Source organism: Amycolatopsis sp. EV170708-02-1 (assembly GCF_022479115.1).
Lineage (GTDB): Bacteria > Actinomycetota > Actinomycetes > Mycobacteriales > Pseudonocardiaceae > Amycolatopsis.
This window is the reverse complement of sequence record NZ_CP092497.1, coordinates 3,226,682-3,252,090: the sequence shown is the minus strand read 5'-3', so window position 1 is coordinate 3,252,090 and position 25,409 is coordinate 3,226,682. Positions and strand designations below refer to the sequence as shown.

The window sequence follows — 25,409 nt, the reverse complement described above, 5'->3', positions numbered from 1 at the left end:
CCTACCGATCAGTATCCCTACTTGAAGTAACATACTCGCGGTATGTCGAGTACTCAAGGTGCGTCGATGCCGAAGGGGTTGTCGATCACGTAGCGCCAGAGCCCGTCCTCGCCGCGCCTCGCGACGTCGGTCGCCGTCGCCGCGAGGTGGCCCTCGATGATCCAGTCGACGATCAGCAGGGCCAGGTCACCGGCGACGTGCACCTGGCGCGGGGTCACCTCGATCGGCCGCCCGAGCGCGAGGATCCCGCCGTTCGCGGCCCGGCGTTCCGCGCCGGTCACCCGCACGCCGTCCCGGCGGACGAACACGGCGCCCGGTTCGTAGACCGTGTCGAGGATTTCGGCGGATCCGGTGTTGAAGGCGGCCTGGAAGACGAAGGGATGTTCGGCGGCTTCGGTGGTCAAGGGCACACTGGAGGAATGCGTCATGCGGACAGCGAAACCGACCGCGAAGCAGGTCACCAAACGGAAACCTTCGACGGCGAACTCGTGCCGGACGCCCGCGGCCGCACCCGCCGGCCGGAGCCGGATTGCCCGGTCGAGGTCGCGCTCGCCGCGATCTCGGGCCGCTGGACGACGCTGGTACTGCGAGAACTGATGGGCGGGCCTCAGTCCTTTAGCGATCTACGCGCGGCGCTGCCCGAGCTGTCGGCGAAGGTGCTGACAGAGCGCCTCGGCGACCTGACCGCCCGGCGCCTCGCCGTCCGCGAGGAACTGCCGGGCTTCCCGAGCCGGACCAGCTACCGGCTCACCGAAGCGGGACTCTCGCTGCGGCCGCTGCTGATCGAGCTGTATCGCTCGGGTTCGGTGTTACTGGCCCATTAGGCGAGGCGCGACCGGCTCCACCCGAGCCCGCACCTTCACCTCTTCGGCCATCGCCCGCGCCCAGGCCTGCAACCCCGCGACGTCGATCCCGTGCGGTCCGGCCTCGCGGAACGGCTCGATGTTGTCCGCGCCACGCTCCAGCAGCGAGGCCGCGCCGTTGCCGTTCCCCCTGGCCACGTGGGTCAGGCCCACGGCGAGCTGCGCGAGACCGCGCCACAGCTCCCGCTCCGGCCCGTCGGTGGACTTCCACGCGTCCTCGAACACCTCGTGCGCGTGGAACGGGCGGCCCGCGTCGAGCAGGCCCTGGGCCTCGGAGATGGTGTCCTCCGGGCTGCGTTCGATGCCCTCGGGCTGCCGTTCGACACCGTCGGCGCCGTACGGGAGCGGCCTGCCGAGACCGTCCCGCGGGCGCGCGTTGCGGGCTCGTCCGGCTTCGTCACGGTCCCGGTCCGTCATGCCGCCAGTGTCCCACGCGGGTATCCTGGGGCCTCGTGCGCTTTCTCGACGGGCATCGGCCCGCTCACGACCTGACCTACGACGACGTGTTCCTCCTGCCGAACCGGTCGGACGTGGAGTCCCGCTTCGACGTCGACCTGTCCACTGTGGACGGCACCGGCGCGACGATCCCGATCGTGGTCGCCAACATGACCGCCGTCGCCGGCCGCCGGATGGCCGAAACGGTCGCCAGGCGCGGCGGGCTCGTCGTCCTCCCGCAGGATGTCGACGCGGCCGCGGTCGCCGACATCGTCACCTGGGTCAAGAGCCGTCACACCGTATGGGACACCCCGCTCGTGCTGACCGGCGGCGACGCGGTGGCCGACGCGCTGAACCTGGTCGGCAAACGTGCCCACGGCGCCGTCGTCGTGGTGGACGAGGACGGCAAACCCGTCGGCGTCGTCGACGAAGCGGCCTGCGCCGGCGTAGACCGCTTCGCGCGGCTGGCCGACGTCGCGGAGCCCGCGGTCGTCACGGTGCCGCTGGACACTCCGCCCCGCGAGGTGTTCGAGCGCCTGCACGACCACGGTGGCCGTCTCGCGCTCGGCATCGACGAGAACGGCAGGCTCGCGGGAGTCCTGACCGAGATCGCGGCGCTGCGCGCGGAGATCTACACCCCGGCCGTCGACGACGGCGGCAACCTGCGTGTCGCCGCCGCGATCGGCGTGAACGGCGACGTCGCGGCGAAGGCCGAGGCCGTCCTCGCGGCGGGCGTCGACGTGCTGGTGGTCGACACCGCGCACGGCCACCAGGAGAAGATGATCTCCGCGCTCAAGGCCGTCCGGTCGGTGAACCCGCAGGTCCCGGTCGTGGCCGGGAACGTGGTCACCGCGGAGGGCACGCGCGACCTGATCCACGCGGGCGCGGACGTCGTCAAGGTCGGCGTCGGCCCCGGCGCCATGTGCACGACCCGGATGATGACCGGGGTCGGGCGGCCCCAGTTCTCCGCCGTCGCCGAATGCGCGGCCGCGGCGCGTGAACTGGGCAAACACGTCTGGGCGGACGGCGGCGTGCGGCATCCGCGGGACGTCGCGCTCGCGCTGGCCGCCGGCGCGTCGGCGGCCATGGTCGGCTCGTGGTTCGCCGGCACCCACGAATCCCCCGGCGACCTGCGCTACGACGAGCAGGGCAAGCCGTACAAGGAGTCGTTCGGCATGGCGTCGAAGCGCGCCGTCGGCGCCCGCACGCGTACGGACAACGTCTTCGAGCGCGCCAAGAAGGGCCTGTTCGAAGAGGGCATCTCGGCGTCGCGGATGGCACTGGACCCGGCTCGGCCCGGCGTCGAAGACCTGCTCGACTCCATCGGCTCCGGTGTCCGTTCGGCCTGCACGTACGCGGGCGCCCGGACGCTGGAGGAGTTCCACGAGCGCGCGCTGCTCGGGATCCAGTCCGCCGCCGGATTCGCGGAAGGACGCCCGCTGCCGTCGGGCTGGTGATTCCGGACCCCGGAAGCACTAGGGTGCACCGGGTGAGACGCCTGAGACGGATCGTGGCGGCGGCGAGGGACGACCGCCGCCACGCGGAAAACGGGGAAATCGCCGAGCTGCGGTCCGCGCTCGCGGAGCAGGCGGCGGAGATCGAGCGGCTGCGCGCGACACTGGAACATCGCACGGCCTGGCTCGAGGATCACGGCAAAGCCCTGCGAGACGGTGACGCGCGTATCTCCACCGTCGAGGACAGGCAGGCCGCCCTCGACGCACGGCAGGGAGCGCTCGACGGCTGGCTCGGCGGCCACGACACCGCGTTCGAAGGCCTGCACCTCCGCACCGAAAGCCTCGAAGCCGCGCGTGACGTCCGCACCTTCACGCACTGGCTCGATCAGCACGAACTCGTTGCCTCGCCGAAGATCTCGATCGTCCTGCCCACGCACGACCGGGCCGCGCTGCTGCCGCGCGCCGTCGCTTCGGTGCTGGCGCAGCGTTACGAGAACTGGGAACTGGTGATCGTCGACGACGCCAGTTCGGATTCCACGCCGAAGGTGATCGCCGGTTTCGAAGACCCGCGTATCCGCTCGATCCGGGTCGAACACGGCGGCGTCTGCGCCGCCCGCAACGCCGGGCTGGCCGAGGTCACCGGCGACGTGGTCGCCTACCTCGACGACGACAACACCATGCATCCGTTGTGGCTCAAGGCGTTGGGCTGGGCCTTCGGCGGGCATCCGGAGATCACGGCGGCCTACGGCGGCTTCGTCATCGACGACATCGGCGGCCTGCCGACCTTGTTCCTGCGCCGCTACGACCGGAAGACCCTGCTGCGAGAGAATCTCGCCGACATCGGCGCCGTCGCGCATCGGGCGGGCCTTCGAGAAGCCCGGTTCGACGAATCGCTGGTCGAGATGGGCGATTGGGATCTGCTCCTGGCGCTGACCGCGGACCGCGCGCCCCTGGTCGTCCCGGCGATCTCCTGTTTCTACACCACGACTTCCGGGGACCGGCTGTCCCACGGCCCGACCTACGACGACGACTTCGCGGCCATCCGCCGCAAGCATTCAGGACCGGAGCACCGACCATGACCGAGCCCGCCAAGATCCTCGTGGTCGCCCTCGACGCCTGCGATCCCGACACGATCCGCGATCTGGCCGCCGCCGGCGAAGTGCCGACGTTGGCGCGTCTGCTCGAAACCAGCGCTTCGGCGACCACGCACAATCCCTACGGCCTGTTCGTCGGCTCGCTGTGGAGCAGTTTCTTCACCGCGCGCACCGCCGCGCGGACCGGATTCCACTGCTGGGAAGAGGTCGACACCAAAACCTACGAACGGCGGCTGACCAGCCCGCTGGAGATCCGCGGCACCCCGTTCTGGGAGACGCTTTCCGGCGCCGGGAAACGCGTCGCCGTGCTCGACGTCCCGCATTCCCGCGCGGACAAGCCGCTCAACGGGGTCATGGTGAGCGAATACGCCTGCCACGACCGGCATTTCGGCTTCCACACCTCGCCGCCGGAGCTGGCGAAGGAGATCGAGGCCGACTTCGGGCTCACGCCCATCCTCACCGCCGAGCCCGATCTGGTCCGCGACTGGGCACCGGACGACTACCTCCACCGTGAAGGTCCACATCGGACACCCGACGAGGAACGCGCGCTGACCAACGGGCTCGTCGCCGGGATCGGGCAGAAGACCCAGGTGTCGACGAAGCTGCTCGCCGAGGGTGACTGGGATCTTTTCCTTTCGGTGTACGGGGAATCCCACAGCATCGGCCATCAGCAGTGGCATCTGCACGACCCGGGGCACCGCGACCACGACGTCGCGCTCGCCGCGGAGCTGGACCCGATCCGCGCGGTCTACCGCGAGCTGGACAAGGCGATCGGCGAACATCTCGCGCTGACCGGACCGGACACCACCGTCTTCGTGCTGTTGAGCCACGGCATGGGATCACGGTACGAGGGAAGCCATCTGCTGCACGAGATCCTGCGGCTCCTCGACACCGTGGAGACCGAAGGGTTGCGAGGCGGCGGCGCGATGACGAAGGCAAAACGCGCCTACTCCGCGCTCCCCTATCCTTTGAGGACGAAGCTCGCGTCGGCCGCGATGCCCTTGCTGCGCAAGCGGCTGGCGGCGTCCCCGCTGCCCGCGGTGCCGAACTGGGCGACCGCCGAACAGCGGTCGAAGCAGCGGTTCTACCTGTCTCCCAACAACTTCGTCTTCGGCGGGGTGCGGATCAACCTGGCCGGCCGTGAGCCGCACGGCGTCGTCCGGCCCGGCGCCGAATACGAAGCCGTGTGCGAGCAGCTCACCGAGGACCTGCTCTCGCTGGTGAACGTCGCGTCGGGGAAACCCGTCGTGCGCGAGGTTTCCCGCACGAGCGACCACTACGACCGGGAAGCCGACGACACCCTGCCGGATCTGCTGATCGACTGGGCCCGCACCGGGCCGATCGAGACGGTCTGGTCGCCCAAGACCGGCGTCGTCTACGGCCCGGACGAGCACTGGCGCACCGGAGACCACCGGCCGGACGGGCTCCTGCTCGCCAGTGGCCCCGGTTTCGAACCGGGCGCGAAACTGCCGGATCTGGACGTCGTCGATCTGGGCTCGACCCTTTCGGCCATGCTCGGTGTCGAACTCACCGACGACGTGGACGGACGGCCGCTCCCCTGGGCGAAACCGGTCACCTAGGCGCTATGAAAGGTCCTTTCCTTGCGAATTCCGCAAGGAAAGGACCTTTCAGCGCACGCGCTAGCCGTGGTCCTCCAGCATCTCGGTGACGAGCGCCGCGATCGGCGAACGCTCGGAACGGGTCAGCGTGACATGCGCGAACAGCGGATGCCCCTTGAGTTTCTCGATCACCGCCGAAACGCCGTCGTGCCGCCCGACCCTCAGGTTGTCGCGCTGCGCGACGTCATGCGTGAGCACGACCCGCGAGGCCGTGCCCAGCCGCGAAAGCACGGTCAGGAGCACGTTGCGCTCCAAGGACTGCGCCTCGTCGACGATGACGAACGTGTCGTGCAGCGACCGGCCGCGGATATGGGTCAGCGGGAGCACTTCGAGCATGCCGCGGTCGAAGACCTCGTCGAGGACGTCCTGGCTGACCAGCCCGCCGAGGGTGTCGAACACCGCCTGCGCCCACGGCTGCATCTTCTCGCTCTCGGAACCGGGCAGGTAGCCCAGATCCTGGCCGCCGACCGCGTACACCGGCCGGAACACGACCACCTTGCGGTGCTGGCGGCGTTCCATCACCGACTCCAGCCCCGCGCAGAGCGCGAGCGCCGATTTGCCCGTCCCGGCTCGCCCGCCCAGCGAGACGATGCCGACGTCGGAGTCCAGCAGGAGATCCAGCGCCACCCGCTGCTCGGCCGACCGGCCGTGCAGCCCGAACGCCTCCTTGTCACCGCGCACGAGCCGGATCCGCTTGTCCGCGGTGACCCTGCCCAGCGCGCTCGAACTGCCCGCGAGCAGCCGCAAGCCGGTGTGACAGGGCAGCTCGCCCACCTCGGGCATCCCGAACTCCGCCGGATCCACGGAAGACCCGCTGAACAGCGCGTCGACCAGGGTCTGCGGGACGTCCACGTCCGCCATCCCCGTCCAGCCCGAAGGCGTCACCTCCTGCGCGCGGTACTCGTCGGCTTCGAGACCGACCGCGCCCGCTTTGACGCGCAAGGGGATGTCCTTGGTCACCAGCGTGACCGACGCGCGTTCCGCCGCCAGATTGAGCGCACAGGCGAGGATGCGGTGGTCGTTGGAGTCGGTGCGGAAGCCGACCGGGAGCACCGTGGGATCGGAGTGGTTCAACTCCACCTGCAGGGTGCCGCCGTGCTCACCGATCGGGATCGGCGCGTCGAGCCTGCCGTGCTGACGACGCAGGTCGTCGAGCATGCGGAGCGCTTCGCGCGCGAACCACCCCAGTTCGGGATGGTGACGTTTCGCCTCCAGTTCACTGATGACGACCAGCGGGAGCACGACCGCGTGTTCGGCGAAACGAGTCACCGACCAGGGGTCAGAGAGCAGGACCGACGTGTCGAGCACGTAAGTGGACCGCTGGGATTCGGGCGAGATCGAGGCTTTCTCCGGGCCAGAGGCACCGGTCGAAGAACGGCCAGAGGCCTTGCGGGGTGAACGCTGCGCAGTCACGACGGCATCTCCCTCGTGGGCGTGGCACCACGCCCGCACTCGCTGGGCCGGGCACCTCCCTGGCTAACCGCTCCTTCTGACGCTCTTCGCGTCAGTCGGCACGGCCACGAGGGCCGGGTGCCGGCCCCCTCGTGCATCCACTGGGCGGCTGAGCCGCCCTGTCGACAACCGCCACGACCAGGGCCTCCCGCGAGAGTCCGCATGGGACGCGAACCCTCACTTCCGGAAGGTACCTGCGTCCGGCCGATCGCGCAGGCAGCCACCACGGTGATTCGCCAAACCGTCATCTCACTGTCGGTCGCGTGACATCAACACCTGGTCACCGTCACCGTGGGTAATGATGATCTCCATTCAGGGACGCTCGTCGATGCGACCCGGACGGATTAACGCGACGCAGGGCGCTCACCTGATGGGATCGAGGGTTCTACCACGCTTGGTAGCGGGCCGCATTTTGTGACCGAGACAGAGAACCGGACCGAGTGAAACGCGCCTTTTTCGCCTCACACAATGGGCTTACGAGACGGTCACAAATCCTGAATAGCGAGTAATTTTCTCACTGCGGGACACCCCCACCGGATTCGGTGCCCCCGACCCCTGAATATCTCTACCAAGGAGTGCGAAGTGCTGAAGAAGGCTGCTTTCGTTTCCGCCGTCGCCGCGGGCATCATGATGGCCGGCGGGACCGCGTTCGCCGCCACCGGCGACACCTCCGGCACCCCGGACCCGACGTTCGGCGACGCCTACAACACCTTCATCGAGGGTGGCGGCGCGCTCGGCTACGGTGCCGCTTCGCTGGTCGCCGGTGCCTACACGGGCATCGCCACCACCCCGGCCCTGATCCTCCACTCGCTGGAGCACAACCACTGATCTTCAGTGACGACGTCGAAGGCCCGGAGTGCACGCCGGGGCCTTCGTCATGTCACCGGTCAGGAACCGAAGCGCCGATGCCGCCACGCGTAATCGCGCATGGCGCGAAGGAAATCGACCCGGCGGAATGCGGGCCAATAAGCTTCGGTGAACCAGAATTCAGAATGCGCCGATTGCCAGAGCAGGAATCCGGAAAGCCGCTGCTCACCCGAGGTGCGGATAATCAGATCCGGATCGGGCTGGCCCGAGGTGTACATGTGTTCGGAAATATGGTCGACGTCCAGGATCTTCGCGAGCTCGCGGATCGAGGTGCCCTCGTCGGCGTGCTGGAGCAGGAGTTTGCGGACCGCGTCGGCGATCTCCTGACGCCCTCCGTAACCGACCGCGACGTTGACCTCCATCCCGGAACGCCCCTCAGTGCGCTCCGCGGCCGCACTGAGGGCCTTCGCGACCTCCGGCGGCAGCAGGTCGAGTGCTCCCACGATGCGGAGCCGCCAGGGCGTGTGCGGTGCGGCGAGTTCGTCGGTGACGTCGGTGATGATCTTCAGCAGGGGGCTGAGCTCCTCGGCCGCGCGGCCGAGGTTGTCCGTCGAAAGCAGCCACATGGTGACGACCTCGACGTCGGCCTCGTTGCACCAGCTCAGGAAGTCGGCGATCTTCTTGGCACCGGCCCGGTGTCCGTCGGCGACGTCCGTGAAGCCGGCCTCACGCGCCCAGCGGCGGTTGCCGTCCAGCATGATGGCGATGTGGCGTGGATGGCGCCCCTTGGCCTGCTGGATCAGGCGCCTGCCGTAGGCGCTGTACACGACGTCTGACAAGAACGACCGAAGACTCACGCCAGTGGAGAGTAGTCACCCCACGGGCCCCAGTGGGACGCGCCACGGACACTGGCGAAAAACCTACGGTGCCGTAACCTGAGTGAGTGAGCGTAGCGACCGAACCCCAGCCGTCCGGCCCCGCGCCCGTGGTGGACACGCGTCCTCGATTGCGTGGGCACATCCATTTCTGGTCCTTCTTCGGCGCTGTCGCCGGAGCCGCGACCCTCATCAGCCTCGCGGCGTCCACCGTGTCGGGTATCGCCGCTTTGTCCACTTCGGTCTACGGCCTGACCGTCCTCGGCGTCTTCGGCGTCAGCGCGCTGTACCACCGTCGCTTGTGGAGCCCACGAGCATACGAATGGATGAAGCGCGCCGACCATTCGATGATCTTCCTGTTCATCGCGGGCACCTACACGCCGTTCACCCTTCTGGCCATGTCCCAGCCGACCGGGTACATCGTGCTCGCGATCGTATGGGGCGGCGCGATCGGCGGCGTCACCCTCAAGATGCTGTGGCCGAACGCGCCACGCTGGCTGGGCGTGCCGATCTACATCGCACTGGGCTGGGTCGCCGTCTTCGTCCTGCCCGAACTGGCCACGCACGCCGGCGTCGCGGCGCTCGTCCTGCTCTGCGTCGGCGGTCTGTTCTACACACTGGGCGCGGTGTTCTACGCGGTGAAGTGGCCGAACCACTTCCCGGACACCTTCGGGTACCACGAGTACTTCCACGCCTGCACGGTTCTCGCGGCGGTTTCGCACTACATCGCGATCTGGCTGGCGATGTACGCCTAGGCGATCCCGGTGAGCGGGGAGGATTTCGGACGTTGAACGTCCGGAATCCTCCCCGCTCGCCATGTCGGCACCAGGCTTGAACGGCACGACGAGGCCGGGTCACCTCGCATCAGGCAATGCAGGCCCGCATCAACCCGAATCGGGAACCTGGGGGAACCGCGGTCGGGCGATCATCGGCTCGTTTGTCGGCGCCGCGTCACCACCATGACCAGGACGGACACACGCGTGTTCCCTCTGGCACAAGAAAGTGCCTTCTTCCGGCGTCTCGGCCGAGGAGCCATGATCGCCCCATGGCCAAGAACGCACCGCCCCGCCGCCTCGACGACGCGGCCCTCAGCGACTTCCTCGCCGAACACACCTTCGGCGCCCTCGCGACCGTCAAGCGTGACGGCCGCCCGCATCTCTCCACCGTCCTCTACGCGTGGGACCCCGAGACGCGCGAGATCAGGATCAGCACGACCGAAGACCGCCTCAAGGTCAAGCAACTGCGCAACAACCCGACGGCCTCCCTCTACGTCTCCAGCGACGACCACTGGAAATTCGCCGTCGTGGAAGGAAAGGCGGAACTCTCCGAAGTCACGCGAACACCCGAAGGCGAGCGAAGGCTCTACATCACCCTCAAAACCGACAAACTCTATGGAACGGCCCTCGACATCGCTTAACGTACGCACCTGGGAAAGGCCAGGTGAGGAGACGTCCGATGTGGGAAAAGCGGATGGAGTGGCCGCTCAACGCCGCCGCCGTACTGTTCCTGGCCGCCTACGCCTGGCCGATCCTCCAGCCCTCGCTCGGGCACACCGGGCGGGTCTGGTGCGAGGTCGTCACGTGGCTCGCGTGGGCGGTCTTCGCCCTGGATTACGGTGTCCGCCTCAAGCACGCCGCGAACAAGCGTGACTTCCTGAAGAAGAACCTCTTCGACCTGCTGATCATCGTGCTCCCGCTGATCCGGCAGCTGCGGCTGCTCCGGCTGGTCACGGTGCTCAACGTCCTCAACCGCAACGCCGGCCTGTCGCTGCGCGGCCGCGTCGTGGTCTACACGGTGGGCGCGACGGCGCTCATCGTGTTCTGTTCGGCGCTCGCCGTACTCGACGCCGAACGCACCACACCCGACGCGCCGATCACCGATTTCCCGGACGCGGTGTGGTGGTCGATCACGACGATCACCACGGTCGGCTACGGCGACCGTTATCCCGTCAGCGGCACCGGCCGGGTCGTCGCGGTCGGGCTGATGGTGGCCGGGATCGCCCTGCTCGGCGTGGTCACCGCGACGCTCGCGTCGTGGCTGATCCGCCGCGTGACCGAGGCCGACGAGAACGCGCAGGCCGTGACCCGCGAGCATATCGACGAGCTGACCCGCGAGGTCAAGGCGTTGCGGGCCGAGCTCGCCGAGCAGCGTGCCGAGGTCAGTCCCGCAGCATCGGAGCCGCTAGGTACTGCTCGGGGATAGCGAACGCGTCCACGAGCGTCCGCGCGTGCGGGCGCAGGTCGGCGCACAGCGCGTTCACCGCGGCGGTGACGGCCTTCGAGCGTCCGGAGGTCAGGCGTCCGTGTTCGAGGAACCAGCCCCGATCCGCCTCGATGTTCGCGAGCGCGTAGAGGTCGCAGACCCGCTCCAGCAGCTCACGCGCCTCGGCGTCGGCGCAGCGTTCGATGGCGTCGGCGAACGCTTCCAGCACCACTCGGTCGACGTGCGCCCGTCCGGCGCGCAGCACGTGGTCCTGCGCGTCGTTAAAGACGCCGAAGGGGTCCGAGCCCGCCTTACGCAGGCGCTGCGCGACGCCGGCGAGCACGTGCTCTTCGCGGTCTTCGAACAGCTTCAGGTGCCATTCGCGCGAGAAGAGCACGTCGCCGTCGTCGGCTTCGGTGAGCCGCTCGACGACCTTCCGCGCGGACGTCCGTTCGATCACGGCCTCGACGAGCTGCTCCGCCACGAACCGCGCGGTCGCGAGCGGGCTGAGATCCTGGAAGTGGTCCTTGTAGCTGGTCAGCAGGCCCTTCGCGACCAGCTGCAGGAGCACGGTGTTGTCGCCCTCGAAGGTGGTGAAGACGTCCGTGTCTGCCTTCAGCCCGGCGAGCAGGTTCTCCGAGAGATAGCCGGAGCCGCCACAGGCCTCTCGGGCCGCCTGGATCGTCGCCGTCGCGTGCCAGGTCGAGACGGCCTTGATCCCGGCGGCGCGCGATTCCAGCTCTCGCTGCTCCTCCTCCGGCGCGTCCTCGGCGATGTCGTGCAGCTTCGAGACGAGCCCTTCCTGCGCGAAGTGCAGCGCGTACGACGTCGCCAGCGCGGGCAGCAGTTTCCGCTGGTGGGCGCGGTAGTCGAGGATCACGACCTCCTCGCCATCGGGCCGCGCGAACTGCCGCCGTTGCTCGCCGTACCGGATGGCCAGCGCCAGCGCGCGTTTCGTCGCGCTGCCGGCGCTGCCCGCGACGCTGACCCGGCCGCGGATGAGCGTGCCGAGCATCGTGAAGAACCGGCGGCCGTCGCTTTCGATCGGGCTCGTGTACGTCCCGTCCTCGGCGACGTCGCCGAACCGGTCGAGCAGCGCCTCGCGCGGGATCCGCACTTGGTCGAACGTGAGCCGCCCGTTGTCGACGCCGTTGAGGCCGGCTTTACGGCCGCAGTCCTCGATCTCGACGCCGCGCGCCTTCTCGCCGCGGATCGGCACCAGGAAGGCGTGCACCCCGCGCGACTCGCCGCCGGTGATCAGCTGCGCGAACACCACCGCGAGTTCGCCGTCGCGGGCGGCGTTGCCGATGTACTCCTTCATCGCGCCGCGGTCCGGCGTGTGCACGACGAATTCGCGCGTCGCGGGGTCGTAGGTCGCGGTGGTGCGCAGATGCTGGACGTCCGACCCGTGGCCGTGCTCGGTCATCGCGAAACAGCCCAGCAGCTCCAGATCCTTGATCGCGCGCAGATGGCGCTCGTGGTGGCGTTCGGTGCCGAGTAGCTGGACGGCACCGCCGAACAGCCCCCATTGGACACCGGCCTTCACCATCAGCGAGAGGTCGCCGAAGCCCAGCATCTCGAACGACGTCAACGCGCCGCCGACGTCGCCGCCACCGCCGTACGCCGGGTCGAAGCCGAGGCCCGGGCGGTCGGTTTCGGCGAGCTTGCGCAGCCATTCGAGCACCTGGGCGCGATGCGCTTCGGTGTCGATGTCGACCGGGTCTTTGAAGTCCTCCGCGGCCATCTGCTCGCGCACCGCGCGGCGAAGCCCGGACCACCGTCCATCGAGGACGGTGGTCAGCACGTCCGGGTCGATCTTCGCGGGAAGTCCTGGTGTGTCCACTTCACCAAGCCTGCCGCACCGCATCGGGAAGCGCAGGACGAATCAGACCGGTTCCCCGTTGATCGTCGTGTTCTCGAACCGCAGGTCGTCGACGTGGTTCAGGGTGTTCGCCGGGTTCGCGACGCCGTCGAAGCGGCAATCGCTCACCCGCAGCCCCCGAACGTGTGAGTCGGGCAACCCCCGGACGTTGAACGCCGCTTGCCCGCATTTCGTACCGCTGGAACGGCTGAGGGTGAACGGCCCGAACCGGGGGACGTGCGCGCCGGTCTGTCCGTTGTAGTCCGGCAGGACATAGACGACCGAGCGGACGAACGTGCCGGAGACATGAGCGAGGTTGACGTTTTCGGTGAACCCGCCGCGCAAGGTGTTCGACTTGACGTACAGCCCGTACTTCGTCTCGCCGGTGACGGTGAGCTTGTACGCGTAGACGTTCCGGATGCCGCCGGTCTGTTCGCTGCCGCAGGTGATCGCGCCCCAGTTCCCGTCCATCACACAGTGCGCGACGACGATGTTCTGGCACGGCACGCCGATCCTGCGGCCGTCGTCGTCCCGGCCCGATTTCAGCGCGATGTTGTCGTCGTGCGCGCCGAGGTGGGAGTTCACGATCACGACGTGGTCGCAGGACTCGGGATCGCAGGCGTCGGTGTTGGAACGCGCGGTGCTCGCGTCCGTGCGGACGCCGTCGATCGTGACGTTCCGGCACAGCGTGGGATGCAGCTGCCAGAACATCGGGTTCTTCAGTGTGATCCCTTCGATGAGCACGGTGTCGCACGAGTACGGCTCGACGAACGTGGAACGCAGGGCGTGCCCGGAGCCGGGGACGATCCGGCGCTCCGGCGGAATCCCCTCGGCCACCAGCGATTCCAGGTATTCGCGATCCTTGCCCTTGTTCCAGGACGCCGTACCGGCCGCGTCGAGGGTGCCCTTCCCGGTCACCGCGATGTTGGATTCCTTGTACGCGTAGATCATCGGCGACCGGTTCACGCACTCGATGCCCTCGTAGCGGGTGAGCACGTTCGGGAACTTCGAGGCGTCGGAACCGAAAGCGAGCACCGCGCCCGCCGCGAGGTGCAGGTCCACGTTGCTCTTGAGGTACACCGCACCGGTGACGAAGGTGCCCTTCGGCACGACGACATGTCCACCGCCGCGCGCGTTGGCCGTCTCGATCGCCTTCCTGATCGCGGCGGTGTCGTCGGTCTTCCCGTCGCCCTTGGCGCCGAAGTCGAGCACCGAGAAGGTCCGGTCCGGGAAGACCGGCCGCTTCGTCCGCGCGACGATGGCTTCCGCCGCGGGCCAGGGAAGGGCGGGGGCCGCCGAGGCGGTGGGCGCGAGCAGTGGGCTCGCGGCCACCACGAGACCGCCCTTGATCAGCCGACGCCGGGAGAATCTGCCGTCCATGATGCCTTCTTTCGCAAGAGGACTTCGGTGAAGACGGCGGAATCCCGACTCTACGGGCGGACCCCGGTCTCAGGAAAGATCCGGTCCCTGTGAGCGGAGATCGTCGACCTTGGTCATCGCCTCCCGAAGCTCGGCGAGCCAGGCGTCCGCGTGTTCCCCGACCAGCCGGACCGCCCAGGCCAGGGCCTCCGAGCGTGACCGGGCGACACCCGCGTCGACGAGGGTGTCGAGCACCAGGCGCTCCGGCTGCCGCAGCCTGGTCATCACCGGCGCCGAATGCGTGGTGAACAGGTGCCGCGTGCCGCCGAGGCTCGCGCCCCAGGCGACCTTGCGCTGATAACGGTGCTCGGCCTGCCGCGCGATCTCGATCCGCTGGTCGCGGGTCTCCTCGCGGAACCGGCTGATCCGGCCGTCCTCGGCCGCCGCGCGGGCGGCGTCGTCGGCGTACTCACCACCGAGCGGCTGGAGTTCACCGACGATGACGATCTCTTCGCGATCCACCGTGACCTCGGGGTCTCCGGTGAACCAGCCCTCGGGGAGCCTGCCGCCGAACCACGCGGCCGCGTCGTCCGCCGCCGGGATGTCCGCCTGCTGCCAGCCGCCCCGGCCTTTCCAGCTTCCGCGTCCCATCTGCGTCTCCTCAACGATTACATGATTACAACGCTACCGACGCTACGCTCGCAACGGCCGATATTCACGCGTGTTCTCCCCCGGCGAAAACCCAGGGCAACCTGATGACCTGCGTGGACGTGTTCCCACCAGCAGTGGACGAGGAAGGGGAACCTCATGCTCAAGAAGGCCATGATCGGCGCTCTCGTGCTCGGAGCCGCCCAGCTGGCGGTGATCGCGCCGGCCGCGGCGACCACCGATCCCAGCTGGTACCTCGGCCCGAGCCCGCTCGGGCCGGGCGAGCAGATCTACGCCGAAACCAGGGCGGGCGCGGGCGGCTGTGTCCCGGAAGGCCCGGTGACCTCGCCGGGGCTCGCCGAGCCGATCGGGTGGACCATCGGCGGGAACTTCGGGAAGTACGGCGGGTACGGACGCGTGGTGAAGACACCCGGCAAGTACGTCGCGACCCTCGAATGCACCGACGGCCGCAAGTCGACCCGGACGTTCACGGTGACGGGGGTCCCGCCGTCCAGCACCACGAAGCCGCCGAAACCCACCAAGACCACGCCAAAGCCGAAGCCGAAGCCTCAGGTCGCGGTGAAGCCGGTCGGGGCGCCGCAGACCGGTGGCGGCGCTTTCGCCCCTATGGCGTGGGACTGGTGAGCTGAGACCGCAGCTCCTCCGCGGTGGTGACCGGGCGCTCGCACACGTACCCGCGGCACACGTACGCGGCGGCGGCGCCGTCGACCAGCGGCCGATCGGCCAGCAACGGCACGCCGACGGCGTCCGGGACCCCGCCCACGAAGACCGCGCCGTCGGGCGACGACGCGACCGCCGCGGCCAGCAGATCCGCGTGTGAAGCGGCATCCGGACCGACGACGGCGACCTGCACCGGGCCTGCCGCGGCGGCTTCGGCCACGGTGAGCCAGTGCCCGGCGAACCGCGGCGCGTGGGCGGCGAGCCGTCCCGCGCGGGCGAGCGCCTGTTCTGCCGCCTCGCGGTAGCGGCCCACCCGTTCGTGCCCGGCCAGCACGGACGCGGTCAGCAAGGCGTTCGCCAGCGCCGAGGCTCCCGACGGGCTCGCGTTGTCCGTCGGGTCGGACGGCCGCTGCACCAGGACTTCCGCGTCGTCGGCCGTGTCATAGTAGGCGCCCGCCGAGTCCGGGACGCCGAAATGGGCCAACGCGAGGTCCAGCAAGGAGAGGGCGTCGGCGAGCCACCGCGGTTCCCCGGTCGCCTGGTGGAGTTCGAGCAGCCCCTCGGCGAGGCACGCGTAGTCCTCCAGCACCCCGGCCGTCGTGCCGACGACGCCGTCGCGGGAGGTCCGGCGCAGGCGTCCGGCCACGAAATGGGTGTCCATCAGGAAAGCCGCCGCGCGAGCCGCCGCTTCGATCCACTGTGGACGATCGAGCCGCGAGCCCGCCTTGGCGAGCGCGCCGATCGCGAGGCCGTTCCACGCGGCGATCACCTTGTCGTCGCGGGCGGGCTGGGGGCGCTCGTCACGGGCGGCCAGCAGCGCGCGCCGGACCCGCTCATAACGCGTTTCGTCCTCTGGATGCGGCTCACGCAGCCGCAGCGTCGAGGCGCCGTGCTCGAAATTGCCCCGCTCGGTCACCTGGAACAGCTCCGCCGCCCAGGCACCGTCCTCCTCGCCGAGCACTTCGGCGAGTTGCGCCGGCGTCCAGACATAGGTGAGCCCCTCGACGCCATCGGTATCCGCGTCGAGCGACGCCGCGAAACCGCCTTCGGCCGTCCCGAGGTCGCGCAGCAGGAACTCCGCGGTCTCTTCGACCGCCCGCCGCGCGTACCCGTGCCCGGTCACGCCGTGGAACTGGGCATAAAACCGCAGGAGCAGACCGTTGTCGTACAGCATCTTCTCGAAATGCGGCACTTCCCAGCGCGCGTCGACCGAGTACCGCGCGAACCCACCCGCGAGCTGATCGTTCAGCCCGCCCAGCGCCATCGCCTCGGCGGTGTGCTCGACCACGGCGAGGTCGGAGCCGGTGCGTTCGTGGTGGCGGAGCAGGAAGTTCAACGCCATCGTCGGCGGAAACTTCGGCGCTCCCCCGAAGCCGCCGTTCGCGGTGTCGAATTCCTTGCGCAGGGTGGCGGCCGCGGCCTCCAGCGCGGCACCGTCCACAACGGACTCGGGCAGCGGGCCGCTCTTCTCGGTGAGGTGGGCGATGATCTGCCGCGCGCCGGAACGCAGCTCGTCCGGCCGCTCGCCCCAGGCCTCGGCGACCGCGACGAGCAGCTGCGAGAAGGACGGCATCCCCGGACGCGGCGACGGCGGATAGTAGGTGCCGCAATGGAACGGCTCCCCTTCCGGCGTCAGGAAACACGTCATCGGCCAGCCGCCCTGACCGGTCATCGCCTGCGTGGCCGCCATGTACACCGAGTCGATGTCCGGCCGCTCCTCGCGGTCCACCTTGATGTTGACGAAGTTCGCGTTCATCAGCGTCGCGGTGGCTTCGTCCTCGAAGGACTCGTGCGCCATGACGTGGCACCAGTGGCAAGCGGCGTAGCCCACCGAAAGCAGGATCGGCACGTTCCGCCGTTTCGCCTCGGCCAGCGCCTCCTCGCCCCATGGCCACCAGTCCACCGGGTTCTCGGCGTGCTGCAGCAGGTACGGACTGGTCGCGGCCTTCAGGCGGTTCGACATGTCACCAGGGTCGCATGCGGAAAAGCGGGGGTGCAGAGCGGCGGTCTGCGCGACACTCGTCCGGTGCTCCTGACCATGACGACCACCCGGAACCCGGCCACCGACCTCGGCTTTCTTCTGCACAAGCATCCGGAGAAGGCGCAATCGCTCACGCTCTCGGCCGGCACGGCGCACGTCTTCTACCCGGAGGCGGCCGACGAACGCTGCACGGTCGCGCTGCTGGTCGAGATCGACCCGGTCGACCTCGTGCGCGGTGGCGGCACGTCGCTGACCCAGTACGTCAACGACCGCCCGTACGCGGGTGGCTCGTATCTGGCGGTGGCGCTGCGAGCCGCCTTCACCACGGCGCTGGCGGGCCGGTGCGCGAACCGGCCGGAGCTCGTCGACGAGCGTTTCCCGCTGGAGATCCGGGTCCCGTCGCTGACCGCGCGCGGCGGCGCCGAGGTCGTCCACAAGCTGTTCGAGCCGCTCGGCTGGCAGGTCGAAGCGAAGACCGTCCCGCTCGACCCCGAGTTCCCGCAGTGGGGCGATTCCCGCTACGTCGATCTCCGGCTGACCGGCACCCAGCGGGTCGTCGACGCGTTGCGGCACCTGTACGTCCTGCTGCCCGCGCTCGACGGCGACAAGCACTACTGGATCGGCCAGGACGAAGCGGACAAGCTGCTGCGCGTCGGCGAAGGCTGGCTCGCCGGGCACCCGGAACGTGACCTGATCACCAACCGGTACCTCGAACGACGCCGCCCGATCGTCTCGTACGCGCTCGACCGGCTCGCCGAAGCGGACGACGTGCCGGCCGAAGCCGAAGCCCGGGTCACCGAGCTGCCGGACCGGCCGGAACCGCTGGCCGTCCAGCGTCAGGGCAGCGTGCTCGCGGCGCTCCGGGCGGCGGGCGCGCGGCGCGTGCTCGACCTCGGCTGCGGTGGTGGCGCGTTGCTGCGTGTGCTGCAGAAGGAGCCGTCGTTCACGGAGATCGTGGGTGTCGACGTGTCCGCGAGCGCGCTCGACATCGCCGAGAAACGGCTCAAAGACAAGTCCCGGATCACCTTGAAGCAGTCCGCGCTGACCTACGCGGATCCGTCGCTGGCCGGATACGACGCGGCCGTGCTGATGGAGGTGATCGAGCACGTCGACGAGGAGCGCCTGCCCGCGCTGGAGCACGCCGTGTTCGGGGTCGCCGCGCCGCGGACGGTGCTCGTCACGACGCCGAACGCCGAGTACAACCGGCACTTCGAATTCCTCGAAGAAGGCCGGTTCCGGCACGCCGACCACCGTTTCGAGTGGACACGCGAGCAGTTCCGCACGTGGGCCGAAGGCGTCGCGGGACGGCGCGGTTACGACGTCCGCCACCTGCCGGTGGGACAGGAGTCCCAGGAATCAGGACCGCCGACCCAGATGGCGGTCTTCACGTCTCGAAAGGAGGCCGTGGCATGAAACTGACCATCCCCGACATGTCCCTCGTCGTGCTCGTCGGCGCCTCCGGCTCCGGCAAGTCGACCTTCGCGCGGACGCATTTCGCGCCCACACAGGTACTGTCCAGCGACTACTTCCGCGGCCTGGTGGCCGACGACGAGAACGACCAGAGCGCGTCGGGCGCCGCTTTCGACGTGCTCCACTACGTCGCGGCGAAGCGGCTCGAAGCGGGCAGGATCACCGTCATCGACGCGACGAACGTCCAGCGCGCGTCGCGGGCCAGCCTGCTGAAGCTGGCGAAGGAGTACGACGTCCTTCCGACGGCGATCGTGCTCGACCTGCCGGTGAAGGTCTGCCAGGAACGCAACGAGGCCCGGCCGGATCGCGACTTCGGCGAGCACGTCGTCCGTCGTCAGCGCGGCGAACTGCACCGCTCGCTGAAGTCGTTGGAGCGCGAGGGTTTCCGCCGGGTGCACGTGTTGCGGAGCGAGGCCGAGATCGCCGAAGCGGAGATCGTCGTCGAGCCCCTGCGCAACGACCGCCGCGAGCTGACCGGGCCGTTCGACGTCATCGGCGACGTCCACGGTTGCCGCGAGGAACTGGACGAACTGCTCTCCGAGCTGGGGTACGTCGACGGCGTGCACCCGGAGGGACGGACCGCCGTGTTCGTCGGCGACCTCGTCGACCGCGGGCCCGACACACCCGGCGTGCTGCGGCGGGTGATGGCGATGGCCGAGGCGGGCAGCGCGCTGGTCGTCTGCGGGAACCACGAACAGAAACTGGTCCGCGCGCTGAACGGGCGCAACGTCAAGACCACGCACGGCCTCGCGGAGTCGCTGGAGCAGCTTTCCGTGCAGGACGAGGAGTTCCGCGCGAAGGCGCACGCCTTCTGCGAAGGACTCATCGCGCACTACGTCCTCGACGGCGGCAAGCTCGTCGTCGCGCACGCGGGCCTGCCCGAGAAGTTCCACGGGCGCGCGTCCGGCCGGGTGCGGAGCACCGCGCTCTACGGCGACACCACCGGCGAGACCGACGAATACGGCCTGCCGGTCCGGTTGCCGTGGGCGCGCGACTACCGCGGCAAGGCGATGGTCCTTTATGGACACACGCCGACGCTGGAACCGGAATGGATCAACGGGACCATGTGTCTCGACACGGGCTGTGTCTTCGGCGGCAAGCTGACCGCTTTGCGTTACCCGGAGCGGGAAGTCGTCTCGGTGAAGGCCAAAAAGGTCTGGTACGAGCCGTCACGTCCGCTCGAACCGGCGCGGCCGCTGGGCGGACGCGAGCCCGCGGTACTGGAGCTCGGCGACGTCACCGGGAAGCGGATCGTCGAGACCCGGCACCACGGCCGGGTCGGGGTCTTCGCCGAACAGTCGGCGGCGGCGCTCGAGGTGATGAGCCGCTTCGCCGTCGACCCGCGCTGGCTGCCGTACCTGCCGCCGACCATGGCGCCGTGTTCGACGTCCGACGTGGACGGCTACCTCGAACACCCCGAGGAGGCTTTCGCCGAATTCCGCGCGGCGGGTGTCGATCACGTCCTGTGCGAAGAGAAGCACATGGGCTCACGTGCCGTCGTGCTCGTGTGCCGCGACGACGACGTGGCTCCCGCGCGGTTCGGGATCCACGGCTCCGGCGCGGTGTACACCCGCACCGGCCGTCCGTTCTTCGCGCCCGAGCAGAACGCGCGGCTGCTCGCCGGTGTGCGGGAAGCGGCGGCGGAACTGTTCGAGGAACTGGACACCGGCTGGCTGCTGCTCGACACGGAACTGCTGCCGTGGAGCGCGAAAGCCGGGTCGCTGATCTCGGGCCAGTACGCGGCCGTGGGCGCGGCGGCGCAGTCCGTGCTGCCCGCCGCCGTCGCGACGCTGGACGCGGCCGCCGCTCGCGGGATCGACGTGTCGGAGCTCTTGGCGCGCACCCGGACCCGCGAGTCCACTGTGGACGCTTACCGGCGGGCGTACCGGCGTTACTGCTGGCCGACCGACGGCCTCGAAGGCGTCCGGCTGGCGCCGTTCCAGATCCTGGCGTCGGAGGGCCGCACGTACCACGACCGGCCGCACGAGGGGCACCTCGCGCTGCTGGACCGGCTCACCGGCGACCTGTTCACACGCACACGGACGCTGGCCGTCGACACGACCGACCCGGCGTCCGTGGCGCGCGGCGTCGCATGGTGGCTGGAGCTGACCGGCGCGGGCGGCGAGGGCATGGTCGTCAAACCGGCGGCGAACCTGACTCGTGGCGCGCGCGGACTGGTGCAGCCCGGGGTGAAGGTGCGCGGGCGGGAGTACCTGCGGATCATCTACGGGCCGGACTACACGCTGCCGGAGAACCTCTCGCGCCTTCGCAAACGGGGTCTCAACCGGAAGCGGGCGCTGGCGTTGCGCGAGTACGCGCTGGGGCTGGAGGCGCTGGAGCGGCTGGCGCGCGGGGAGCCGCTGTGGCGGGTGCACGAATGCGTGTTCGCCGTGCTGGCGCTGGAGTCGGATCCGGTCGACCCGCGCCTCTGACGCGCTTCGGCTCTCGCGCCGAGGCGACCTACCGGACGTGGCCGTTGGTCGCAGGTCCGTGAGGGCCTCCTTGCCTACCTTGAGGGTAGAGAAGGAGGCCCTCACGGACTACGCGATCGCCACCCGAGGCCCCGGCAACACCACTTGCCCCAGCAGCCACAGCGGTAGCGCGTGAAGGCCCCCTTCACCGCGTCTAGCGCGGTGAAGGGGGCCTTCACCGCGTCTAGCGCGGTGAAGGGGGCCTTCACCTACTTCCAGGGCAAGGGCGGCGGCGAGGCGTCAGTCGGACTTGGCGGTCGGTTTCTCGGCCTTCGCCTCAGGCTCCGCCGCTTCGGCCTTCTGCGCCTCGGGCTCCTCCGCGGAAGAAGCGGCGGCGGGCTCGTCGAAGCTCTCCGGCAGCCGCTTCAGATGCTTGGTCATCGACCGCACCAGCAGCGCGACGGCGATCAGGAAAAGGATCAGGATCAGGAAACCCACCGGCGAAGACTTGCCGAAGTCCTCACCTTGGCCGCCGTTGTCGCCGTTGCCGGGCTGCTGCGCCAGGAACTGCGACGACACCGTCACCGGAACGACGGCGAACGCCGGCACCACGAAACTCATTAGCCCTCCTTCAAGCCGGCGAACAGATCGTCCTCCGGCAGGGTGCTGTCCACCAGTGAGCGGACCAGCTCGTACTCCTCGGTCGGCCAGACCTCGCGCTGCAGGTCGCGCGGGACGGCGAACCAGCGGCTGTTCGGGTCGATCTGGGTGGCGTGCGCCTTGAGCGCTTCGTCACGCTGCTCGAAGTACTCGCCGCATTCGACGCGGGTGGTCACCCGCTCCATGACGTCGGCCTTGTCCGGGTCCCACGACTTGAGCCACTCCTCGTACGGCGACTCCAGGCCGCGTTCGAGCAGGGCCTCGTGGAACACCGTCATCCTGGCGCGCGAGAACCCGTGCACGTAGTACAGCTTCATCGGCTGCCACGGCTCGCCCGCGTCCGGGTACCGCTCCGCCTCGCCCGCGGCGTCGAAGGCCGCGACCGAGATCTCGTGCGTGCGGATGTGGTCGGGATGCGGATACCCGCCGTTCTCGTCGTAGGTGACGATCACGTGCGGGCGGAACTCGCGGATGACCTTCACCAGGGCACCGGTGGACTCTTCGAGCGGGACGACCGCGAACGAGCCCTCGGGGACCGGGGGAAGCGGGTCGCCCTCGGGCAGGCCCGAGTCGACGAACCCGAGCCAGGTGTGGCTCACGCCGAGGATCTTGGCCGCGCGGGCCATCTCCTCCCGGCGGATCTCGGTCATGTTGGTCAGTACTTCGGGACGGTCCATGGCCGGGTTCAGCACACTGCCCGCTTCACCGCCGGTGCAGGTCACGACCATGACCTCGTGCCCTTCGGCGGCGTACCTGGCCATGGTGGCGGCACCCTTGCTCGACTCGTCGTCGGGGTGCGCGTGCACCGCCATCAGGCGGAGGCGTGACTTCGGCGGTTCTTCGGCAGACACCATGCTCCGAACGTCCCCTTCTCGTTCCCTATTCCCCTCCAGACCCTGCCTGACGGGCCGCCCGGCCGGGCGCGGATACTCGAGGGGAACCACTCGCATACGACCCCATTGTCCCTGCGAGCACGACGACACCAACCGGGAGGCCCGGGTTGAGCACGGGACAGGACGCTCCCAGCGCGGAAAGCACCCGGACGGACGTGCCCGAAGGCCGGTACGGCAAGGCCCGTGCCGCGAAGCCCGCCCGCTGGCGGCGGCTGGTGTTCGGCGTGATCGCGCTGCTGGTCAGCGGCGGGATCGCCTATGTCGCGTACACGAACTTCGGCAGCGCGCCCATCGAGGGCGAACGCGTCTCGTTCGACGAGAAGCCGGGCGACGCGATGGAGATCACCATCAACGTGACCAGGGACGATGTGAACCGTCCCGGCGTCTGCGTCGTCCGGGTCCGTGACAAGGCCGGCGCGGAAAGCGGCCGTAAAGAGGTCCTCGTTCAGCCTGGTTCGAAGAACAGCCGGGTGACGACCACCATCAAGAGCATCGGAAAGCCGGTCACGGCTGATATCTTCGGATGCTCATACGACGTACCACGGTACCTGTCAAGGCCATAGCGGCCAACGGGGTGAAACAGGCGCCCAACGCCGAGGCGCGACCGAATTCCACCGGCGGCGATACCTCGCGCCGTGTTACTCTGATCTACCGGCACGGCCCAAGACGGGCCGTGTTTTTCCTTTATCTCAGCCAGGCCGGCGCGCCATGCCGGTCCGGTGGCCGGCTTGTACACCCAAGCCTGGCAGGCCCTACTAGGAGATGGTGACCGTGAGCGACACAAAGGTGACCTGGCTGACCCAGGATGCCTACGACAGGCTCAAGCAGGAACTCGACCACTACATCGAGCTCCGCCCGGTCATCGCTGCGAAGATCAACGACAGCCGGGAAGAGGGCGACCTCAAGGAGAACGGCGGCTACCACGCCGCCCGTGAGGAGCAGGGCCAGCACGAGGCCCGCATCCGCCACCTCCAGGAGCTCCTCCGCTCGGCCAAGGTGGGCGAGCCGCCCGCCAACGACGGCAGCGCCGGACCGGGCAAGGTCCTCACCGTGCGTTACGACGGCGACGACGAGGACGAGAACTTCCTCTTGGCGACCCGTGAAGAGGGCACCGAGGGTGACCTGGACGTCTACTCGCCGGAGTCGCCGCTCGGCAAGGCGCTGCTCGGCGCCAAAGAGGGCGAGACCCGCGAGTACGAGCTGCCCAACGGCAGCATCCAGAAGGTGACGCTCGTCAAGGCCGTGCCGTACACCGGCAAGTGAGCCTCCGCGCGCCCGGCCCGACATGGCCGGGCGCGCATATGAGCCGTTAGCGTGACCTCCGGAGAATTCTGGAGGGAAACGATGAGCGAACTACCCATCTGCGTCGCCTGCGGCATGCAGTACGCGGAACCCCGGTCCGACTGCCCGATCTGCGAGGACGAACGTCAGTACATCCCGCAGGCCGGACAGCGCTGGACCGATCTGGACACCGTCCGCGCGAGCGGGACGTACCAGGCACGCATCGAGGAGCAGGGCCCCGGCCTCATCGGGGTCGGGTCCACTCCCAATTTCGCCATCGGCGAGCGCGCGCTGCTGGTCAAGGCCGAATCAGGCAACTTCCTGTGGGACTGCGCGGGCTTCATCGACGACGACCTCGTCGCCAAGGTCCGTGACCTCGGCGGCCTCACCGGCATCGCGATCAGCCACCCGCACTACTACACCACCATGGTCGAGTGGGCCCACGCCTTCGACGCGCCCATCTACCTGCACGAGGGCGACCGGCAGTGGATCGGCAGGCCGGATCCGGCGATCAAGCTGTGGAGCGGGACGACCCTCGACGTCGCCCCCGGCCTGCGGCTCATCAACCTCGGCGTGCATTTCGCCGGCGGGACCGTGCTGCACTGGCCGGGTGGGGAGAACGGCCGCGGCGCGGTGCTCTCGGGCGACATCCTGCAGGTCATCCCGGACCGCCGCTTCGTCGGCATGATGTACAGCTACCCGAACCTGATCCCGGAGCGGCCCGAGGTCGTCCGCCGGGCGGCCGAACTGCTCGAACCGTACGCGTTCGAGGCGATCTACGGCGCCTGGTGGGATGCGATCATCCGCACCGACGGGCACGAGGCCGTCCAGCGGTCGGCGAAGCGGTATCTGAGCCAGGTGGGCTAGCTCCTCGCCAGCCGTTCCAGCAGCGGCCGTACGCGCGGCGGAACCGGCGTCGACAACGCGATCGACGTCGACGTCCGCCGCACGTACGGCGCGCCGACCACCTCGTCCACCACCCGCTGCAGGTCGTCGTTGTTGCGCGCCACCATCCGCACGAAGAGGTCACCCTGCCCGGTCGTCGCGTGGACTTCGCAGACCTCGTCGATGGCGGACAGCGCCTCCGCGACCTCGGCCCGGCGGCCCTGCGCGATCTCCAGGACGGCGAACGCGGTGAGGCCGTATCCCATCGCCGCGAGGTCGAGTTCGGGCGGGAACCCGCCGAGGATCCCGCGCTCGGTCAACCGGTCCAGCCTCGCCTGTACGGTGCCCCGCGCGACGCCGAGACGGCGGGCGCATTCGAGCACGCCGAGCCGGGGCGAGTCGGTGAGCAACAGCAGCAGCCGCGCGTCCAGTGCGTCGAGCGCTTCCGACATCGGGCCTACCTCCTGAACAGGTTGTC

General features: G+C 69.2%; 25 protein-coding genes. 14 read left to right on the top strand and 11 right to left on the bottom strand.

Annotated elements, in window-relative coordinates:
- Nucleotides 1–53 precede the first annotated feature (53 nt).
- Nucleotides 54–410 (bottom strand): DUF4440 domain-containing protein, encoded by a 357-nt coding sequence (locus MJQ72_RS15165; protein WP_240601332.1) that lies wholly within the window; start codon nt 408–410, stop codon nt 54–56.
- Nucleotides 411–419: 9 nt separating this feature from the next.
- On the opposite strand from MJQ72_RS15165, the gene MJQ72_RS15160 reads away from it, so the two are divergent.
- A complete protein-coding gene (locus MJQ72_RS15160; RefSeq protein ID WP_240599769.1) occupies nt 420–824 on the top strand; it encodes a helix-turn-helix domain-containing protein in 405 nt (134 codons plus the stop codon).
- On the opposite strand, the gene MJQ72_RS15155 is transcribed toward MJQ72_RS15160, so the two are convergent.
- On the bottom strand, nt 810–1,280 hold the full coding sequence (locus tag MJQ72_RS15155) for a DUF309 domain-containing protein (RefSeq protein WP_240599768.1): 471 nt from the start codon (nt 1,278–1,280) through the stop codon (nt 810–812). The two genes, MJQ72_RS15160 and MJQ72_RS15155, sit on opposite strands and share 15 nt — an antisense overlap.
- A 35-nt stretch (nt 1,281–1,315) precedes the next feature.
- Between MJQ72_RS15155 and MJQ72_RS15150 the strand changes: the two genes are divergently transcribed.
- Genes MJQ72_RS15150 through MJQ72_RS15140 form a run of 3 tightly spaced genes read left to right on the top strand, consistent with a single transcriptional unit; the run spans nt 1,316 to nt 5,426 of the window.
- Nucleotides 1,316–2,755 (top strand): GuaB1 family IMP dehydrogenase-related protein, encoded by a 1,440-nt coding sequence (locus MJQ72_RS15150; protein ID WP_240599767.1) that lies wholly within the window; start codon nt 1,316–1,318, stop codon nt 2,753–2,755.
- 32 nt (nt 2,756–2,787) lie between these two features.
- A complete protein-coding gene (locus tag MJQ72_RS15145; protein ID WP_240599766.1) occupies nt 2,788–3,831 on the top strand; it encodes a glycosyltransferase family A protein in 1,044 nt (347 codons plus the stop codon).
- A complete protein-coding gene (locus MJQ72_RS15140) occupies nt 3,828–5,426 on the top strand; it encodes an alkaline phosphatase family protein (RefSeq protein WP_240599765.1) in 1,599 nt (532 codons plus the stop codon). The genes MJQ72_RS15145 and MJQ72_RS15140 overlap by 4 nt, the downstream gene beginning before the upstream one ends.
- 60 nt (nt 5,427–5,486) lie before the next feature.
- Here the strand turns inward: MJQ72_RS15140 and MJQ72_RS15135 are convergent, their stop codons facing one another.
- Nucleotides 5,487–6,773: a PhoH family protein gene (locus MJQ72_RS15135; protein ID WP_126737523.1), complete on the bottom strand. Its 1,287-nt coding sequence runs from the start codon at nt 6,771–6,773 to the stop codon at nt 5,487–5,489.
- A gap of 726 nt (nt 6,774–7,499) precedes the next feature.
- Here MJQ72_RS15135 and MJQ72_RS15130 point away from each other — a divergent pair.
- Complete coding sequence (locus MJQ72_RS15130; protein ID WP_240599764.1) at nt 7,500–7,745, top strand: hypothetical protein; 246 nt, start codon at nt 7,500–7,502, stop codon at nt 7,743–7,745.
- Between the two features lie 59 nt (nt 7,746–7,804).
- On the opposite strand, the gene MJQ72_RS15125 is transcribed toward MJQ72_RS15130, so the two are convergent.
- Nucleotides 7,805–8,581 carry an isoprenyl transferase gene (locus MJQ72_RS15125; protein WP_037306485.1) on the bottom strand — a complete coding sequence of 259 codons (777 nt, stop codon included), beginning with the start codon at nt 8,579–8,581 and terminating at the stop codon, nt 7,805–7,807.
- Between the two features lie 86 nt (nt 8,582–8,667).
- Here MJQ72_RS15125 and MJQ72_RS15120 point away from each other — a divergent pair, with 86 nt between their 5' ends.
- The 3 genes from MJQ72_RS15120 to MJQ72_RS15110 all read left to right on the top strand — a co-directional run bounded on the left by MJQ72_RS15120 (nt 8,668) and on the right by MJQ72_RS15110 (nt 10,801).
- Nucleotides 8,668–9,354 carry a hemolysin III family protein gene (locus MJQ72_RS15120; protein ID WP_369797418.1) on the top strand — a complete coding sequence of 229 codons (687 nt, stop codon included), beginning with the start codon at nt 8,668–8,670 and terminating at the stop codon, nt 9,352–9,354.
- 290 nt (nt 9,355–9,644) lie between these two features.
- A complete protein-coding gene (locus MJQ72_RS15115; protein WP_240599763.1) occupies nt 9,645–10,016 on the top strand; it encodes a pyridoxamine 5'-phosphate oxidase family protein in 372 nt (123 codons plus the stop codon).
- 38 nt (nt 10,017–10,054) lie between these two features.
- Nucleotides 10,055–10,801 carry a potassium channel family protein gene (locus MJQ72_RS15110; protein ID WP_240599762.1) on the top strand — a complete coding sequence of 249 codons (747 nt, stop codon included), beginning with the start codon at nt 10,055–10,057 and terminating at the stop codon, nt 10,799–10,801.
- On the opposite strand, the gene MJQ72_RS15105 is transcribed toward MJQ72_RS15110, so the two are convergent.
- The 3 genes from MJQ72_RS15105 to MJQ72_RS15095 all read right to left on the bottom strand — a co-directional run bounded on the left by MJQ72_RS15105 (nt 10,758) and on the right by MJQ72_RS15095 (nt 14,672).
- On the bottom strand, nt 10,758–12,644 hold the full coding sequence (locus MJQ72_RS15105) for an acyl-CoA dehydrogenase (RefSeq protein WP_240599761.1): 1,887 nt from the start codon (nt 12,642–12,644) through the stop codon (nt 10,758–10,760). The genes MJQ72_RS15110 and MJQ72_RS15105 overlap by 44 nt on opposite strands.
- 42 nt (nt 12,645–12,686) lie before the next feature.
- Complete coding sequence (locus MJQ72_RS15100; RefSeq protein ID WP_240599760.1) at nt 12,687–14,042, bottom strand: glycoside hydrolase family 28 protein; 1,356 nt, start codon at nt 14,040–14,042, stop codon at nt 12,687–12,689.
- 69 nt (nt 14,043–14,111) lie between these two features.
- Nucleotides 14,112–14,672 carry a hypothetical protein gene (locus MJQ72_RS15095; RefSeq protein WP_240599759.1) on the bottom strand — a complete coding sequence of 187 codons (561 nt, stop codon included), beginning with the start codon at nt 14,670–14,672 and terminating at the stop codon, nt 14,112–14,114.
- Between the two features lie 156 nt (nt 14,673–14,828).
- Here MJQ72_RS15095 and MJQ72_RS15090 point away from each other — a divergent pair, with 156 nt between their 5' ends.
- A complete protein-coding gene (locus MJQ72_RS15090) occupies nt 14,829–15,314 on the top strand; it encodes a hypothetical protein (protein WP_240599758.1) in 486 nt (161 codons plus the stop codon).
- Here MJQ72_RS15090 and MJQ72_RS15085 read toward each other — a convergent pair.
- Nucleotides 15,295–17,313 carry a thioredoxin domain-containing protein gene (locus tag MJQ72_RS15085; RefSeq protein WP_240599757.1) on the bottom strand — a complete coding sequence of 673 codons (2,019 nt, stop codon included), beginning with the start codon at nt 17,311–17,313 and terminating at the stop codon, nt 15,295–15,297. The two genes, MJQ72_RS15090 and MJQ72_RS15085, sit on opposite strands and share 20 nt — an antisense overlap.
- A 63-nt stretch (nt 17,314–17,376) precedes the next feature.
- Between MJQ72_RS15085 and MJQ72_RS15080 the strand changes: the two genes are divergently transcribed.
- Complete coding sequence (locus tag MJQ72_RS15080) at nt 17,377–18,744, top strand: 3' terminal RNA ribose 2'-O-methyltransferase Hen1 (protein WP_240599756.1); 1,368 nt, start codon at nt 17,377–17,379, stop codon at nt 18,742–18,744.
- Nucleotides 18,741–21,233 (top strand): polynucleotide kinase-phosphatase, encoded by a 2,493-nt coding sequence (locus MJQ72_RS15075; protein ID WP_240599755.1) that lies wholly within the window; start codon nt 18,741–18,743, stop codon nt 21,231–21,233. Before MJQ72_RS15080 ends, MJQ72_RS15075 begins: the two co-directional genes overlap by 4 nt.
- Before the next feature lie 279 nt (nt 21,234–21,512).
- Here the strand turns inward: MJQ72_RS15075 and MJQ72_RS15070 are convergent, their stop codons facing one another.
- Together MJQ72_RS15070 and mca are read right to left on the bottom strand one after the other, a co-directional pair.
- The gene (locus MJQ72_RS15070) at nt 21,513–21,833 is read right to left on the bottom strand and encodes a hypothetical protein (RefSeq protein WP_240599754.1); all 321 of its coding nucleotides are present in this window, start codon (nt 21,831–21,833) and stop codon (nt 21,513–21,515) included.
- Nucleotides 21,833–22,726, bottom strand: a complete 894-nt coding sequence (mca, locus tag MJQ72_RS15065; RefSeq protein ID WP_240599753.1) for a mycothiol conjugate amidase Mca — start codon at nt 22,724–22,726, stop codon at nt 21,833–21,835. The genes MJQ72_RS15070 and mca overlap by 1 nt, the downstream gene beginning before the upstream one ends.
- 146 nt (nt 22,727–22,872) lie before the next feature.
- Here mca and MJQ72_RS15060 point away from each other — a divergent pair, with 146 nt between their 5' ends.
- The 3 genes from MJQ72_RS15060 to MJQ72_RS15050 all read left to right on the top strand — a co-directional run bounded on the left by MJQ72_RS15060 (nt 22,873) and on the right by MJQ72_RS15050 (nt 24,913).
- Entirely contained in the window at nt 22,873–23,328 is a 456-nt protein-coding gene (locus MJQ72_RS15060; RefSeq protein ID WP_240599752.1) for a DUF4307 domain-containing protein, read from the top strand.
- A 199-nt stretch (nt 23,329–23,527) separates the two neighbouring features.
- Nucleotides 23,528–24,028: a transcription elongation factor GreA gene (gene greA, locus MJQ72_RS15055; protein WP_016337198.1), complete on the top strand. Its 501-nt coding sequence runs from the start codon at nt 23,528–23,530 to the stop codon at nt 24,026–24,028.
- Between the two features lie 81 nt (nt 24,029–24,109).
- Nucleotides 24,110–24,913, top strand: a complete 804-nt coding sequence (locus MJQ72_RS15050; protein ID WP_240599751.1) for an MBL fold metallo-hydrolase — start codon at nt 24,110–24,112, stop codon at nt 24,911–24,913.
- On the opposite strand, the gene MJQ72_RS15045 is transcribed toward MJQ72_RS15050, so the two are convergent.
- Nucleotides 24,910–25,383 (bottom strand): Lrp/AsnC family transcriptional regulator, encoded by a 474-nt coding sequence (locus MJQ72_RS15045; RefSeq protein WP_038508367.1) that lies wholly within the window; start codon nt 25,381–25,383, stop codon nt 24,910–24,912. The genes MJQ72_RS15050 and MJQ72_RS15045 overlap by 4 nt on opposite strands.
- Nucleotides 25,384–25,409 lie beyond the last annotated feature (26 nt).